14 protein-coding genes are annotated in these 15424 nt (G+C 69.2%); 12 read left to right on the top strand and 2 right to left on the bottom strand.

Annotated elements, in window-relative coordinates; translation table 11 throughout:
- Nucleotides 1-4 precede the first annotated feature (4 nt).
- Genes UC35_RS09930 through UC35_RS09890 form a run of 9 tightly spaced genes read left to right on the top strand, consistent with a single transcriptional unit; the run spans nt 5 to nt 9812 of the window.
- A complete protein-coding gene (locus tag UC35_RS09930) occupies nt 5-1096 on the top strand; it encodes a putative 2-aminoethylphosphonate ABC transporter ATP-binding protein (RefSeq protein ID WP_061498727.1) in 1092 nt (363 codons plus the stop codon).
- Entirely contained in the window at nt 1096-2820 is a 1725-nt protein-coding gene (locus UC35_RS09925) for a putative 2-aminoethylphosphonate ABC transporter permease subunit (protein ID WP_061498725.1), read from the top strand. The genes UC35_RS09930 and UC35_RS09925 overlap by 1 nt, the downstream gene beginning before the upstream one ends.
- Before the next feature lie 7 nt (nt 2821-2827).
- Nucleotides 2828-3952: a 2-aminoethylphosphonate--pyruvate transaminase gene (locus UC35_RS09920; RefSeq protein WP_061498722.1), complete on the top strand. Its 1125-nt coding sequence runs from the start codon at nt 2828-2830 to the stop codon at nt 3950-3952.
- A 21-nt stretch (nt 3953-3973) separates the two neighbouring features.
- Nucleotides 3974-5338 carry a glutamine synthetase family protein gene (locus UC35_RS09915; RefSeq protein ID WP_061498719.1) on the top strand — a complete coding sequence of 455 codons (1365 nt, stop codon included), beginning with the start codon at nt 3974-3976 and terminating at the stop codon, nt 5336-5338.
- Nucleotides 5339-5353: 15 nt separating this feature from the next.
- Nucleotides 5354-5860, top strand: a complete 507-nt coding sequence (locus UC35_RS09910) for a GNAT family N-acetyltransferase (protein WP_061498716.1) — start codon at nt 5354-5356, stop codon at nt 5858-5860.
- The gene (locus UC35_RS09905; RefSeq protein ID WP_061498713.1) at nt 5857-6990 is read left to right on the top strand and encodes an iron-containing alcohol dehydrogenase; all 1134 of its coding nucleotides are present in this window, start codon (nt 5857-5859) and stop codon (nt 6988-6990) included. The genes UC35_RS09910 and UC35_RS09905 overlap by 4 nt, the downstream gene beginning before the upstream one ends.
- Nucleotide 6991: 1 nt before the next feature.
- Nucleotides 6992-7777: a gamma-glutamyl-gamma-aminobutyrate hydrolase family protein gene (locus UC35_RS09900; protein ID WP_227820516.1), complete on the top strand. Its 786-nt coding sequence runs from the start codon at nt 6992-6994 to the stop codon at nt 7775-7777.
- Nucleotides 7774-9147: an aldehyde dehydrogenase family protein gene (locus UC35_RS09895; RefSeq protein ID WP_061498710.1), complete on the top strand. Its 1374-nt coding sequence runs from the start codon at nt 7774-7776 to the stop codon at nt 9145-9147. The genes UC35_RS09900 and UC35_RS09895 overlap by 4 nt, the downstream gene beginning before the upstream one ends.
- Nucleotides 9144-9812, top strand: a complete 669-nt coding sequence (locus tag UC35_RS09890) for an HAD family hydrolase (protein ID WP_061498708.1) — start codon at nt 9144-9146, stop codon at nt 9810-9812. The genes UC35_RS09895 and UC35_RS09890 overlap by 4 nt, the downstream gene beginning before the upstream one ends.
- Nucleotides 9813-9830: 18 nt before the next feature.
- On the opposite strand, the gene UC35_RS09885 is transcribed toward UC35_RS09890, so the two are convergent.
- The gene (locus tag UC35_RS09885; RefSeq protein WP_082792991.1) at nt 9831-10388 is read right to left on the bottom strand and encodes a YbhB/YbcL family Raf kinase inhibitor-like protein; all 558 of its coding nucleotides are present in this window, start codon (nt 10386-10388) and stop codon (nt 9831-9833) included.
- A 103-nt stretch (nt 10389-10491) separates the two neighbouring features.
- Nucleotides 10492-13395: a DNA topoisomerase III gene (locus UC35_RS09880; RefSeq protein ID WP_061498706.1), complete on the bottom strand. Its 2904-nt coding sequence runs from the start codon at nt 13393-13395 to the stop codon at nt 10492-10494.
- A 75-nt stretch (nt 13396-13470) separates the two neighbouring features.
- Between UC35_RS09880 and UC35_RS09875 the strand changes: the two genes are divergently transcribed.
- From UC35_RS09875 to UC35_RS09865, 3 genes are read left to right on the top strand one after another with little or no spacing between them, the layout of a single operon-like run.
- Nucleotides 13471-13992, top strand: a complete 522-nt coding sequence (locus tag UC35_RS09875) for an SET domain-containing protein (RefSeq protein WP_061498703.1) — start codon at nt 13471-13473, stop codon at nt 13990-13992.
- Nucleotides 13989-14756, top strand: a complete 768-nt coding sequence (locus UC35_RS09870; protein ID WP_061498700.1) for a biotin--[acetyl-CoA-carboxylase] ligase — start codon at nt 13989-13991, stop codon at nt 14754-14756. Before UC35_RS09875 ends, UC35_RS09870 begins: the two co-directional genes overlap by 4 nt.
- A gap of 6 nt (nt 14757-14762) precedes the next feature.
- Nucleotides 14763-15419, top strand: a complete 657-nt coding sequence (locus tag UC35_RS09865) for a hypothetical protein (protein ID WP_061498697.1) — start codon at nt 14763-14765, stop codon at nt 15417-15419.
- Nucleotides 15420-15424: the final 5 nt, after the last annotated feature.

The raw sequence follows: 15424 nt of genomic DNA, 5'->3' as shown, positions 1-15424 counted from the left end.
TCGCATGACGCAGGAAGCCGCCGCTCAATCATCAGCGAACGGCGCAGCGGCGCCGCATGTCATCGAGCTGCGCCGGATCCACAAGGAGTTCGGCGCATTCACTGCGCTGCAAGCCATTGACCTGGGCATCCGCCAGGGCGAGTTCGTCTGCTTCTTGGGGCCCTCGGGCTGCGGCAAGACCACGCTGCTGCGCATCATCGCCGGGCTGGAGGTGCAGACCTCCGGCGAGGTCTGGCAGAACGGCCGCGATATCTCGCGCCTGCCGCCGGCGCAGCGCGACTACGGCATCGTGTTCCAGAGCTATGCGCTGTTTCCGAACCTGACGGTGGCCGACAACGTGGCCTACGGGCTGGTGAATCGCCGGGTGCCGCGCACGCAGATCGAGGCGCGCGTGGCCGAGCTGCTCAAGCTGGTCGGGCTGCCCGGCAGCCAGAAGAAGTACCCGGGCCAGCTCTCGGGCGGCCAGCAGCAGCGCATCGCCCTGGCCCGGGCCCTGGCCACCTCGCCCGGGCTGCTGCTGCTGGACGAGCCGCTGTCGGCGCTCGATGCGCTGGAGCGCGTGCGGCTGCGCCAGGAGATCCGCGCGCTGCAGCAGAAGGTGGGCGTCACCACCATCATGGTCACCCACGACCAGGAAGAGGCGCTGTCGGTGGCCGACCGCATCGTGGTCATGAACCAGGGCGCGATCGAGCAGGCCGGCACGCCGCTGGATATCTACCGCGAGCCGGCCTCGCCCTTCGTCGCCGATTTCGTCGGCAAGGTCAACGTGCTGCCGGCGCGCATCGCCGGCGGCGAGCTGCGCGTCGGCGCGCTGCACCTGCCCTGCGAAGGCGAGGACCGCGAGGCGCGCGTGTACCTGCGGCCGGAAGACGTGCTGGCGCGGCCCATCGCCGAGGGCGATGCCCATGTGTTCGACGCCGAAATCGAGAAGATCGAGTTCCTCGGTTCGTACTGCCATGTGAAGGTGGCCTCGCCGGCGCTCGACCAGCACCGGCTGACGGTCTACCTGTCGCTCAACTACCTGTCGGAGCGGTCGCTGTCGGTCGGCTCACCGCTCAAGCTCAAGCTCTTGCCCGAGCGCATCAAGGTGTTCTGATGTCCGCGGTGCTGCCATCGTCCGGCGAAGCCGCGGGCACGGTCCGGCAATCGGCGCACTGGACCGACCGCCTCGCGCAGGCCGCGCTGCTGCTGGTGGCGCTGGCGCTGGTCGCCTTCCTCGCCCTGCCGCTGCTGACCATCCTGCTGCACGCGGTGCAGGGCAAGGCCGGCGAGTTCGTCGCCCTGGACAACTTCATCGCCTATGCCCACAGCCCGGCGCTGCTCACCAGCCTGTGGAACAGCGTGTGGGTGTCGACGCTGGTGACCCTGATCACCGTGCCGCTGGCCTTCGGCTTCGCTTACGCGCTGGCACGCTCGTGCATGCCGCTCAAGCCGCTGTTTCGCGGCATCACGCTGATTCCCTTGCTGGCACCCTCGCTGCTGTCGGCGATCTCGCTGATCTACTGGTTCGGCAACCAGGGCGTGCTGCGCGACTGGATGAAGGGCCTGGGCATCGCCGAGATCTACGGCGCGCCGGGCATCGTGCTGGCCGAGTGCTTCGCGGTCTTCCCGCATGCGCTCATGATCCTGGTGACGGCGCTGTCGCTGGCCGACGCGCGCCTGTACGAGGCGGCCGACGCCATGGGCACCAGTGCGGCGCGCAAGTTCCTCACCATCACGCTGCCGGGCGCCAAGTACGGCCTGATCTCGGCGGCGCTGGTCACCTTCACGCTGGTGATCACCGACTTCGGCATCCCCAAGGTGATCGGCGGCAGCTTCAACGTGCTGGCCACCGACGTGTTCAAGCTGGTGATCGGCCAGCAGGACTTTTCCAAGGGCGCGGTGGTGGCGATCCTGCTGCTGGCGCCGGCCGTGATCACCTTCGCGGTGGACCACTACGTGAGCCGGCGCCAGACCGCGATGCTGACCGCCCGCGCGGTGCCCTACCGGCCCAAGCGCGCGCCCCGGTACGACGCCGCCATGACGCTGTACTGCTGCGTCATTGCCTTCCTGGTGCTGGCCATGCTCGGGATGGCGGTGTTCGCCTCCTTCGCCAGCTTCTGGCCCTACAAGCTCACGCCCAGCCTGCGGCACTACATGCTGGGACTGGTCGACGCCGAAGTGGGCGAAGCCTTCGTCAACAGCCTGAAGATGGCGGCGGGCACCGCGGTGTTCGGCACCGCGCTGGTGTTCTGCGCCGCCTACCTGCTGGAAAAGACCAAGGGCATGGACGGCCTGCGCGCCATCGTGCGGCTGCTGGCGATGCTGCCGATGGCGGTGCCGGGCCTGGTGCTGGGCCTGGGCTACATCTTCTTCTTCAACCAGCCGGGCAATCCGCTGAATCCGCTTTATCACACGCTGACGCTGCTGACCCTGTGCACCGTCGTCCACTTCTACACCACCGGCCACCTGACGGCGGTCACCGCGCTGAAGTCGCTGGACAGCGAATTCGAGGCCGTCAGCGCCTCGCTCAAGGTGCCCTTCTTCAAGACCTTCTGGCGCGTGACCTTGCCGATCTGCACGCCGGCGCTGGTGGACATCGCCCGCTACTTCTTCATCAACGCCATGACCACCATTTCGGCCGTGGTGTTCCTCTATTCGCCGGAAACGAAGGTCGCCTCGATCGCCATCCTCAACCTCGACGAGGCCGGCGAGATCGGCGCCGCCGCCGCGATGGCGGTGCTGATCGCCGCCGCCTCGGCGACCGCCACCCTGCTGTTCATGTCCCTGGCCTGGTGGATCGACCGCCGCACCCAGGCCTGGCGCGGCACCGAAAGATAGGACACCCATGGACCGAGACAAGATCCTGCTGACCCCCGGACCGCTGACCACCACGCTGCGCACCAAGCTGGCGATGCTGCGCGACTGGGGCTCCTGGGACAGCGACTTCAACGAGGTGACGGCGCGCGTGCGCCGCAGCCTGCTGAAGATCATCCACGCCGAGGACACGCACGTGGTGGTGCCGCTGCAGGGCAGCGGCACCTTCAGCGTGGAGGCCGCGGTGGCGACCCTGGTGCCGCGCGACGGCCATGTGCTGGTGCTGGACAACGGCGCCTACTGCAAGCGCGCGGCGCGCCTCACCACGCTGATGGGCCGGCGCTGCACGATCGTGTCTTTCGACGAGGCCGAGCAGGTGTCGGCGCAGGTGCTGGACGACCAGCTCGCGGCCGATGCCTCCATCACGCATGTGGTGATGATCCACTGCGAAACCGGTGCCGGCGTGTGGAACCCGCTGCCGCAGGTGGCCGAGGTCTGTGCGCGGCACCGGCGTGGACTCATCATCGACGCGATGAGTTCCTTCGGCGCCCTGCCGATCGATGCCCGCGAAATCAGGTTCGACGCGCTGGTCGCCGCCAGCGGCAAGTGCCTGGAAGGCGTGCCGGGCATGGGCTTCGTGTTCATCCGCAAGAAAGTGCTGGACCGCTGCGCCGGCCAGAGCCAGTCGCTCGCCATGGACCTGCACGACCAGCATGTGTACATGGAAAAAACCGGCCAGTGGCGCTTCACCCCGCCCACGCACGTGGTGGTGGCGCTGGCCGAGGCGATCGCGCAGTTCGAGGAGGAAGGCGGTCAGCCGGCCCGGCTGGCGCGCTACACCCGCAACTACCATGCCCTCATCGACGGCATGTCGCGCCTGGGATTCATGCCTTTCCTGGATCCCGGCATCCAGGCGCCCATCATCGTTACCTTCCATGCGCCGGGCGATCCCAGCTACGAGTTCAAGGCCTTCTACCAGGCCGCGCGGAAACACGGGTTCATCCTCTACCCCGGCAAGCTGACACAGATCGAGACTTTTCGCGTAGGCTGTATCGGCGCCATCGGACCGAACGAGATCGAGCAGGCGGTGCACGCGGTGGCGCTGGCACTGGAGGAGATGGGCATCGCCTCCGGCGAGCCCGCGATCAACGGCTAACCCGAGGAGATCGAACACACGATGGCAACGAACACCCAGGTCCATCCGGCGCTCGACGCCATCCGCAAGAGCGGCGCGAGCAAGGTCAAGGTCGCCTGCAGCGACATCGACGGCATCCTGCGCGGCAAGTACCTGCACAAGGACAAGTTCGAGGGCGCGGCCGAGGGCGGCTTCGGTTTCTGCGACGTGGTGTTCGGCTGGGACTCCGGCGACCAGTGCTACGACAACGCCCAGGTGACCGGCTGGCAGCACGGCTTTCCCGATGCGCTGGCGCGGCTGGACCTGGACACGCATCGCCAGGTGCCCTGGGACGGCATGGTCGACTTCTTCCTCGGCGAGTTCGTCAACGCCGACGGCACGCCCTACCCGGTGTGTCCGCGCCAGACCTTGAAGCGCGTGCTGGCACGCGCCGGGAAGCTGGGCTTCCAGGTGATGACCGGCGTCGAGTACGAGTGGTTCAATTTCCGCGAGACGCCGCAGAGCTGGGCCGCCAAGAAGGGGGTCGGCCCCGAGACGCTCACCCCCGGCATGTTCGGCTACTCGCTGCTGCGCGCCAACCAGAACCGCGACTTCTTCAATGCGCTGCTCGACGAGATGCTGGCCTTCCGGGTGCCGATCGAGGGCCTGCACACCGAGACCGGCCCCGGCGTGTACGAGGCGGCGATCGGATTTTCCGAGGCGCTGGAACAGGCCGACCGCGCGGTGCTGTTCAAGACCGGCGCCAAGGAGATCGGCGCGCGCTTCGGCATCATGCCCAGCTTCATGGCCAAGTGGAGCCAGCAGTACCCGGGCTGCAGCGGCCACATCCACCAGAGCCTGTCGGACGGCAAGAGCAACCTGTTCTACGGTGCGGAAACGCCGACCAGGATGAGTCCGCTGTTCGAAAGCTACCTGGCCGGCCAGCTCGCCTGCCTGATGGAATTCGCGCCCATGTTCTGGCCCACCATCAACAGCTACAAGCGGCTGGTCGACGGCTTCTGGGCGCCGGTGAAGCCGACCTGGGGCCTGGACAACCGCACCGCCAGCTTCCGCGTGATCGCCGGCAGCCCCAAGGCCACGCGGCTGGAGACGCGCTGCCCGGGCGCCGACATCAACCCCTACCTGGCGATGGCGGCGGTGGTGGCGGCCGGCCTGCATGGCGTCGAGAAGGGCCTGAAGCTCACCGCCGCGCCGATCACCGGCACCAACCAGGGCGCAGAGAACATCCCGCGCGCGCCGCGCACCCTGATCGAGACCACGCGCATCTTCCGCGATTCGGCAGTCGCGCGCGACTTCCTGGGCGATACCTTCGTCGAGCATTTCGCCGCCACGCGCGAGTGGGAATGGCGCCAGTGGCTGGACGGCGTGACCGACTGGGAACTGAAACGCTACTTCGAAATCATCTAGGGACGCATTCGACACATGGAGATTCGCCGACTGGGCCTGCGCGATGCGGCGGACTACCGCACGCTGCGCCTGCGCTCGTTCATGGAGCACCCGGAAGCCTTCACCACCAGCTACGAGGAGCTGGAGCGGCAGTCGCTGCAGGACACCGAGAAGCGCCTCGCGGCATTGCACATGAAGCTGTGGGGTGCGTTCCGGGACGGCAAGCTGTGCGGCTATGTCGGGCTGGACCGCGAAACGCGCGTCAAGAGCCGCCACAAGGCGACGCTGGTGGGCATGTACGTGGAGCCCGAGTTCAGCGGCCGCGGCACCGGCCGCGCGCTGATCCAGGCGCTGCTGCGCGAGGCGCGCGCGGACGGCATCGAGCTGGTGGTGCTGACCGTCACCGAAGGCGACGGCCCGGCCGCCCGGCTGTACGAACGCTGCGGCTTCCGCTCCTTCGGCGTCGAGCCGCGCGCCATCAAGGTCGGCGGCCGCTACTACGCGAAGAAGCACATGTACATCGAACTCGGGGCCGCATCGTGAGCATCACCCAGTTTGCGTTTCCCACTCCCATCCGTTTCGGCGCCGGCGCGCGCCGGGAAGTCGCCGGGCACCTGCGCCAGCGCGGCTTGGCACGGCCGCTGATCGTCACCGACCGCGCGCTGGCGGCGCTGCCGGTGCTGGCCGAGTTCCGCTCGCACCTGCAGGACCTGGACAGCGCGGTGTACGCCGGCGTGTTCGGCAACCCGACCGCCAGCCAGGTGATGGCCGGCGCCGAGGCCTTCCGCGCCCACCGCGCCGACTGCGTGATCGGCTTCGGCGGCGGCGCGGCGCTGGACGTGGCCAAGGTGGTGGGACTGGCGGCCACGCACCCGGGCCACATCCTCGAGTACGCCTGGGACCACCCCCAGGTGCGCGCGATCGGCCAGGAGCTGCCGTACTTCGTCGCCCTGCCCACCACCTCGGGCACTGGCTCGGAAGTGGGGCGCTCCTCGGTGATCAGCGAGGACGACACCCACCTCAAGCGCATCATCTTCAGCCCCAGGGTGCTGGCCCGGACCGTGTTCGCCGACCCGGAACTGACGCTGGCCCTGCCCGCCGCCGTGACTGCCGCCACCGGCATGGACGCGCTCACCCACAACGTCGAGAGCTACCTGTCGCCCGCCTACCACCCGCTGTGCGACGGCATCGCGCTGGAAGGCACGCGGATCGCCGCCCGTTCGCTGGCGGCGGCCGTGCACGAGCCCGGCAACCTGCAGGCGCGCAGCGACATGATGATGGCCTCGATGATGGGCGCGATCGCCTTCCAGAAGGACCTGGGGGCCGTGCACTCCTGCGCCCACGCGCTGGGCGCGGTGTGCGACCTGCACCACGGCCTGGCCAACGCGCTGATGATCGACACCGTGCTCGACTGGAACCGGCAGGCGGTGCCGGAGAAATTCGACGAGCTCGCGCACGTCTGCCGCGTCGACGGTGGCGGCGAAGCTTTCGTGCCCTGGCTGCGCGCGCTCAAGGCGCGGGTGGGCATCACCGGCCGCCTTAGCGCGCACGGCGTGCGCCGCGAGCAGCTGCCGCGCCTGGTCGAGATCGCGGTGGCCGACATCTGCCACCAGACCAACCCGCGGCCGGTGAGCGTGGCCGATTTCGAGCGGCTGTTCCTCGAGGCGATGTAAGGTGGACCCGCAGCGGCTGAAGATCGGCATCTCGGCGTGCTTCATGCACGCGGACCCGACGCGGGCGCTGTTCACCGGCAAGACCCTGCAGTACGTGGAGCAGTCGATCGCCCACTGGGTGATGTCCACCGGCGCGCTGGCGGTGATGATTCCCAGCCCGAGCGGCGCCACCCGGCGCGGCGACGTCACGCTGGACCATTACGCGCAATGGCTGGACGGCCTGGTGCTGCACGGCGGCGCCGATGTCTCGCCGCTGTCCTACGGCGAGCAGCCACTGCAGGAGCGCTGGGCCGGCGACAAGATCCGCGACGAGTACGAGATCGACCTGGTCGCCGCCTTCGAGCGGCAGGGCAAGCCGGTGTTCGGCGTCTGCCGCGGACTGCAGTTGGTCAACGTCGCCTACGGCGGCACGCTCTACCAGGACATCGCGACGCAGCTGCCCGAGGCCCTGCCGCACCGCGACGCCTCGGTGTACGACCGCAACTTCCACACCGTCGACATCGTGGCCGGCACGCGGCTGGCGCAGCTGTATCCGCAGGACGCGCGCGTCAAGGTCAACAGCATCCACCACCAGGCCATCAAGCGCCTAGCCGAGGGCTTCGAGGTCGAGGCCCTCAGCCACGAAGACGGCCTGATCGAAGCCATCCGTCGCGCCGATCGCGGCAAGCCCTACCTGGCCGCGGTGCAGTGGCACCCCGAGTTCCACCAGCCCGGCGCCGACACGATCGACGATGCGGCGCTGCTGGCGGACTTCCTCGCTGCTGCTGCCGCCGCGCGAAGCCCATGACCTCACTCAGCATCCAGAACCCCGCCACCGGCGAAACGATCGCCGAGTTGCCCGCCGATGACGCCGCCTCGGTGCAGCGCAAGGCCGAGGCCGCGCGCGCCGCGCAGCCGGGCTGGGCCGCCACGCCGCTGGCCGAGCGCCAGGCCTGCATCGCCCGCTTCCGCGAAGCCGTGGTGCGCGAGCTGCCGCGGCTGGCGGAAGTGCTGACGCGCGAAACCGGCAAGCCGATCCGCATGTCGCGCAACGAGCTCAACGGCCTGCTGGGCCGGCTCGATTTCTTCGTCGGCATGGTCGAGCCAGTCACCGCGGTGGAGACGGTGTACGACCAGGACGGGATGATGGAGCGCATCGAGCACCTGCCGCTGGGCGTGGTGGCCAACATCTCGGCCTGGAACTACCCGTGGTTCGTCGGCTGCAACGTGATCGTGCCGGCGCTGCTGACCGGCAACGCGGTGCTGTACAAGCCCTCGGAGTTCGCCACGCTGACCGGCCTGGAGATCGGCCGCCTGCTGCACGAGGCGGGCGTGCCGCGCGAGGTGTTCGTGCCGCTGGTCGGCGGCGGTGCCACCGGCGCGGCACTGCTGGAGCAGCAGATCGACGGCCTGTTCTTCACCGGCTCGCACGCGACCGGCGTGCGCATCGCGCAGGCGCTCGGTGCCCGCCTGGTCAAGCTCCAGCTGGAGCTCGGCGGCAAGGACCCGACCTACGTCTGCGACGACGCCGACGCCAAGGCGGCCGCCGAATCGCTGGCCGACGGCGCCATGTACAACACCGGCCAGAGCTGCTGCTCGGTCGAGCGCATCTACGTGCACGAGAAGATTCACGACGCCTTCCTCGCCCACTTCGTGGCGGCGGTCAAGGGCTTCCGGGTCGGCGATCCGATGCGCGAGGACACTTACATCGGCGCCATCACGCGCGCGCCGCAGCTGCAGGTGCTGGATGCGCAGGTGGCCGACGCAAAGGCCAAGGGCGCGCTGCTGCACACCGGCGGCCACCGGCTGCCCGGCCCGGGCAACTGGTATGCGCCCACCGTCTTCAGCCGCGGGGACCACACGATGGCGCTGATGCGCGAGGAAAGCTTCGGTCCCATCATCGGCATCCAGAAAGTGGCCGGCGACGAGGAGGCGGTGCGGCTGATGAACGACACCCGCTACGGCCTGACGGCGGGCGTGTACACGCCCCACGCCGCGCGCGCCGAGCGGCTGCTGGCGCAGGTCCGGGCGGGCAGCGTCTACTGGAACTGCTGCGACCGCGTCAGCCCGCGGCTGCCCTGGAGCGGCTGCGGCGACTCGGGCCTGGGGCTGACGCTCTCGAGCTACGGCATCGAGACCTTCACCCGCCCGCGCGCCTGGCACCTGCGGCGGCCATGAAGCCGCGCCTGACCCTGTTCGATCTCGACGAGACCTTGCTGGCGGGCGACAGCGACGTGCTGTGGTGCGAGCTGCTGATGGCGCGCGGCCTGCTCAATGCCGCCGACTTCGGGCCACGCAATGCCGACATGGAGACGCGCTACCGCGCCAGCAGCGTGAGCGCACAGGAATTCGCCGGCTTCTACCTCAGTCTGCTCACCGGCCGCACCCCGGCGTCGCTGGAACCGCTGCGCGCGGAGTTCCTGCGCGACTGGGTGGTGCCGCGCATCCCCCCGGCCGCGCTGCGGCTGGTGCAGGCGCACCAGGCGCAGGGCGACCTGGTGGTGATGACCACCGCCACCAACCGCTTCATCACCGAGCTGACCGCGCGGCATTTCGGCATCGAGCACCTGATCGCGATCGAGCCGGAAGTCGCGCAGGGCGCCTTCACCGGCCGCAGCACGGGCACCCTCAACATGCGCGAGGGCAAGGTGGCGCGGCTGCACGACTGGCTGCGCGGGCGCGGCGCGGCGCTGGCCGACTTCCACAGCACCGCCTATAGCGACTCGATGAACGACCTGCCCCTGCTGGAGGCGGTGAACGAAGCCGTGGCGGTCGATCCGGCGCCGCGCCTGGCCGCCATCGCGGCCGCGCGCGGCTGGCGCGTGCTCGGGCTCAGGGCCTAGCGGCCCTGCGGCAGCGAATCACTTCGCCTTCGCCCGCCCGTACTTGGCGGTGAAGCTCGCCTGTCCGATCTTGTTGGCGTTGACCATGAAGCCGGCCAGCGCCGCGCTGGCGTCGGGCGGGATGTCCAGCTTGTCGGTCTTCAACGCGTACACCGTGAAGATGTAGCGGTGCGGCTTGTCGCCTTGCGGCGGGCAGGCGCCGCCCCAGGCGGCGCTGCCGAAATCGGTCTTGACCATGGCCGCGCCCTTGGGCAGCTTGGCGCCGCCGGCGGCGCCGGCATCGGCGGGCAGCTCGGTGGTGTCGGCCGGGATGTTGATCACGTACCAGTGCCACCAGCCGGAGCCGGTGGGCGCGTCGGGGTCGTACACGCTGACCGCGAAGCTCTTGGCGTCCTTGGGTGCGCCGCTCCACTTGAGCGCCGGGGACTTGTTCTCGCCCGCGCAGCCGAAGCCGTTGAACTCGAACTTCTTGTCCATCATCGCGTTCGGCTTGAGGTCCGGGCTTTCCAGCTTCATGGCGGCTTGCGCCAGCGGCGCGGCGGCGATGAGCGCGGCGGCGATCAGGGTGCGGGTCATGGGCATCTCCAACCGGTCGGGGAGAGGATGATGCGCCACGGCCGCGCTTGGGGTCAAGGGCGCGAGCCGGCCGCTTGCGGATCAGCTCGGCCGTTGCGGGCGCTCAGCTCAGATGCTTGCCGACGATGCCGGCCAGTTCGAACATCGTCACCTGGTCCTTGCCGAACACGGGTTTCAGCTTGGCGTCGGCGTTGATGGCGCGCTTGTTGGCGGCGTCCTGCAGGCCGTTCGCCTTGATGTAGTCCCACAGCTTCTTGATGACCTGGGTGCGCGCCACCGGCTCGCTGCCAATCACCGCGGCCAGCGCCGGGCTGGGGGTCAGGCCTGCGGCGGTCTTGCGCGGCGCCTTGGCGGCGGCTTTCCTGGCCGGCGCCGCCTTCTTGGCGGGCGCGGCTCTCTTCGCCGCGGCCTTGGCCGGCGCCGCAGCCGTCTTGCCTGCGGCGGTCTTGCGCGGCGGGAACTTGCTCTGCCGCGGCTCGAACTCGAAGTTCACCTTGCCGGCTTCCTTGTCCCACATCAGGAAGGCCTTGAAGGCCCGGCGCGTGCGCATGGACACGAACTTGTCGAGCAGGTCGGTCTTGCCGGTGGCCAGCAGCTTTTCCATCTGCGCGCGCTCCACCGGCTGCTGCAGGATGATCTTGCCGCTCTTGAAGTCGCAGCTGGGCGTGGCCTGCTGCGGCGTCGGCACCGATTTCTCGCACAGGTAGTTGCTGCCCCACTCGAACACGCGGGCGCCGCACTTGGGGCAGGGCCCGAGCGGCTCCTGGCCGCTGAAGTCGATCACCTCGCCGGTCTCGGCCGGGTTGTCCTCGTTGCCGAAGTCGAACTCCAGCTTCCAGTTCTTGTCCTCCTCGCTGTACTTCAGCGCGATCTCGGCGGTGAAGGGCCAGCCGGCCTTGGAGCGGAAGCCCTCCAGCGGGCCGATCTTCTTGTCCTGCAGGAACTGCTCGACCTCGGCCAGCTCGAACGCGCGCCCGGCCGGGATCTTGGTGAAGGAAAAACCGCAGGGCTCGGCCTTCGGCTTGCCGATGCAGGTGTAACGCCGGTAGTTCTCCTGCACCACGCCGCCGCAGTTGGGGCAGGGCGTGCGCAGGGTCGCGTAGTCGCCCGGCACGCTGTCGCGGTCGTACTCCTTGGCCTTGCGCACGATGTGCTTGGTCATCTCGGCGATCTCGCGCATGAAGGCTTCGCGCGACAGCCGGCCGTGCTCCATCTGGGCCAGCTTGTATTCCCACTCGCCGGTCAGCTCCGGCTTGGACAGCTCCTCGACGCCCAGGCCGCGCAGCAGCGTCATCAGCTGGAAGGCCTTGGCGGTGGGGATCAGCTCGCGGCCTTCGCGCAGCATGTACTTCTCGTTGATCAGGCCTTCGATGATGGCCGCGCGGGTGGCCGGCGTGCCCAGGCCCTTTTCCTGCATGGCCTCGCGCAGCTCGTCGTCCTCGACCATCTTGCCCGCGCCTTCCATCGCGCCGAGCAGCGTCGCTTCGCTGTACCGTGCCGGCGGCCGGGTCTTCAGGCCCTTGGCTTCCACGTGCTCGGCCCGCACCATCTCGCCGGGTTTCACCGGCACCAGCACCTTGCTGTCCTCGCCGGCCTCGCCCGTGTCCGCCTCCTTGCCCCAGATGGCCAGCCAGCCCGGCTTGACTAGCACCCGGCCCTCGGTCTTGAAGCTGTGGCCCACCGCCTGCGAGATGCGGGTGGTGACCATGTATTCGGCGCTCGGGAAGAACACCGACAGGAAACGCTTGACCACCAGGTCGTACAGGCGCTGCTCGGCGTCCGACAGGCCGCTGGGTGCCTGCAGCGTCGGGATGATGGCGAAGTGATCGCTGACCTTGGCGTTGTCGAACACCCGCTTGCTCGGCTTGACGTAGCTGTTGTCGATCGCCTGCTGCGCGAACGGCGCCAGGTGGGGCATGCCGCTGCCGGCCAGCATGCCCATGGTGTCCTTCACCACCGGCAGGTAGTCCTCCGGCAGGTGGCGCGAATCGGTTCGCGGATAGGTCAGCGCCTTGTGCCGCTCGTACAGCGACTGCGCCAGCGCCAGCGTGGTCTTGGCCGAGAAGCCGAAGCGGCCGTTGGCCTCGCGCTGCAGCGAGGTCAGGTCGAACAGGCCGGGCGAGGACTGGGTGGTCGGCTTGGATTCCTCGGTGACCGTGGCGGCCTTGCCGCGCACCGCTGCCGCGATCGCGTGCGCTTCCTTCTCGGTCCAGACGCGGTCGGCCTTCTGCTCGGCGTCCTCCGGGTTCTTTTTCCAGTTCGGGTCGAACCACTTGCCGGCGTACTCGCCCGCCTCGGCCAGGAAGGTGGCGTGGACTTCCCAGTAGTCGCGGCTGACGAACCGGCGGATCTGCTCCTCGCGCTCGACCACCACCGCCAGCGTCGGCGTCTGCACCCGGCCGACGGTGGTGAGGAAGAAGCCGCCGTCGCGCGAGTTGAAGGCGGTCATGGCGCGGGTGCCGTTGATGCCCACCAGCCAGTCGGCTTCCGAGCGCGAGCGCGCCGCGTCCGCCAGGCCTGCCATCTGGCGGTCGGTGCGCAGTTGGTCGAAGCCGTCGCGGATCGCCTGCGGCGTCATCGACTGCAGCCACAGGCGCTTGACCGGCTTGCCCAGCGCCTTGCCGCCGCCGGCGTACTGCTCGATCAGCCGGAAGATGAGTTCGCCCTCACGGCCCGCGTCGCAGGCGTTGACCAGTTCGGCCACGTCCTTGCGCTTGGCGAGCTTGACCACCGCGTTCAGGCGCGACTTGGTCTTGTCCACCGGCTTGAGGTCGAAATACGGCGGGATCACCGGCAGGTGCGCGAAGCTCCACTTGCCGCGCTTGATGTCGAACTGCTCGGGCGCCTGGATCTCCACCAGGTGGCCGACGGCGCTGGTGACGACATAGTTGCCGTTCTCGAAGTAATCGTCGTGCTTGTCGAATTTGCCGGCCACCGGGGTGAGCGCGCGCACGATGTCCTGCGCGACGGACGGCTTCTCGGCGATGATCAGTGTCTTTTGGCTCATACAATCGTCATTCCCTACGCGCGCGTACGCGCACGCGCACGTGTGTGTGTATTCAAGTTAACAGGTTTTTTGGCGATGGCAGAAAAGGCAGTCAACGGTGGGGCCTACGAAGCGGCCCAGGATTCCGACGCACGCAGCGCCGGCCGCCGCATCCAGGTGCGCCGCTCCGGCGTGCACGGCAAGGGCGTGTTCGCCGTGCAGGATCTCGCCGAGGGCGAGTCCATCATCGAATACGTGGGCGAGATCATCACCTGGAAGGAGGCGCAGCGCCGCCACCCGCATGATCCGAACGATCCCAACCACACCTTCTATTTCCACGTCGACGAAAAGCGCGTGATCGACGCCCTGCACGGCGGCAACTCCTCGCGCTGGATCAACCACTCCTGCGATCCGAACTGCGAGGCCGACGAAGAGGACGGGCGAGTATTCATCAAGGCGCTGCGCAACATCAAGGCCGGCGAGGAGCTGAGCTACGACTACGGGCTCATCATCGACGCGCCCTACACCAAGGCGCTCAAGGCCGAGTATCCCTGCTGGTGCGGCAGCGGCAACTGCCGCGGCACCCTGCTCGCGCCCAAGCGCCGATCCCGGCGATGACCTGGAACGGCGGCGCCATCGAAGCGGCGGTCACGCCGCTGCTGCCCGGCTTTGCCGCCGAGCTCGTCGCCGAAATCGACTCCACCAACGCCGAGCTGATGCGCCGCGCGCGCGCCGGCTTCATGGCGCCGACGCTGCTGGCGGCCGAGCGCCAGACGGCGGGCCGCGGGCGGCTCGGGCGCGGCTGGCACAGCGCGGCGGGCGACTCGCTCACCTTCTCGCTCGGCCTGCCGCTGGCGCCGGCCGACTGGTCCGGGCTGTCGCTGGCCGTGGGCGTCGCGCTGGCCGAGGCCCTGCACCCGCGCCTGGCGCTCAAGTGGCCCAATGACCTCTGGTTCGAGGACCGCAAGCTGGGCGGCATCCTGATCGAGACGGCCAGCCTGGCTGCGGCGCAGGCGCCGCGCTATGCCGTGATCGGGGTCGGCCTGAACCTGCGGCCGCCGCCGGGCGAGGGCTTGTCCACGCCGCCGGCCGCACTGGACGAACTGCTGCCGTCGGCCGCGCCGGGCGACATCCTGCTGCGCGTCGCGCGCCCGCTGGTCGAGGCCGTGAAGGCCTTCGAGATCCACGGCTTCGCGCCCTTCCGCAGCCGCTTCAACGCCCGCGATGCACTGCGCGGCCGCGCGGTCGTCCTGAGCGACGGACGCGAGGGCACCGCCGCCGGCGCCGGCGAGTCGGGCGCGCTGCTGGTGCATACTGCGGCCGGCATGGCCAGCGTCTCCAGCGCCGAAGTGAGCGTGCGGCCGGCCGTGAACGGGCCCTGATCCTGCATGCTGCGTCTCACCGTCCTGTTGCTGCTCCTCGCCAATGCGGCCTACTTCGCGTGGTCGCAGGGGTTGCTGTCCGAATGGGGCCTGGCGCCGGTGCAGCAGTCGGAGCCGCAGCGCCTTTTGCAGCAGATCAAGCCGGAGGCGATCCGCATCCTTCCCAGCGACGAAGCCCGGCGCCTCGAGGTGAGCAGCGCCGGCGCGGCGCGTCCGGCCGAATGCCTGCAGGCCAGCCTGCTGACCGAGGTCGAGGCCGCCGGCATCAAGCAGGTGGTCGACGCTTGGCCGGCCGGCAGCTGGAGCCTGGAGCCGGCGGTCGAGCCTGCGCGCTGGATCGTCTACATGGGCAAGTACCCCGATGGCGCGACCGTCGAGCGCAAGAAGGCGGAGCTGCGCTATCTCGGCGTGGCCTTCGAGCCCTTGGCCAACGCCACGCTGGAGCCCGGCCTGTCGCTGGGCGGCTATCCCAGCGAGACGGCGGCCAACCAGCAGTTCGAGGCGCTGGCGCAAAAGGGCGTGCGCACCGCCCGGGTGGTGCAGGAGCGCGCCGAAGCGCGCGGCCAGTCGCTCAGGCTGCCGGCGGTGGACGAGGCGCTGCGCCCGCGGCTGGAGAACCTGGTGCCCGCCCTGAACGGCAAGCCGCTGCGGGCCTGCCGCTGACTTTT

The organism is Ramlibacter tataouinensis (assembly GCF_001580455.1).
GTDB classification, from domain to species: domain Bacteria; phylum Pseudomonadota; class Gammaproteobacteria; order Burkholderiales; family Burkholderiaceae_C; genus Ramlibacter; species Ramlibacter tataouinensis_B.
The sequence above is the reverse complement of the archived record's forward strand: the minus strand, read 5'-3'. Positions and strand labels throughout refer to the sequence as shown.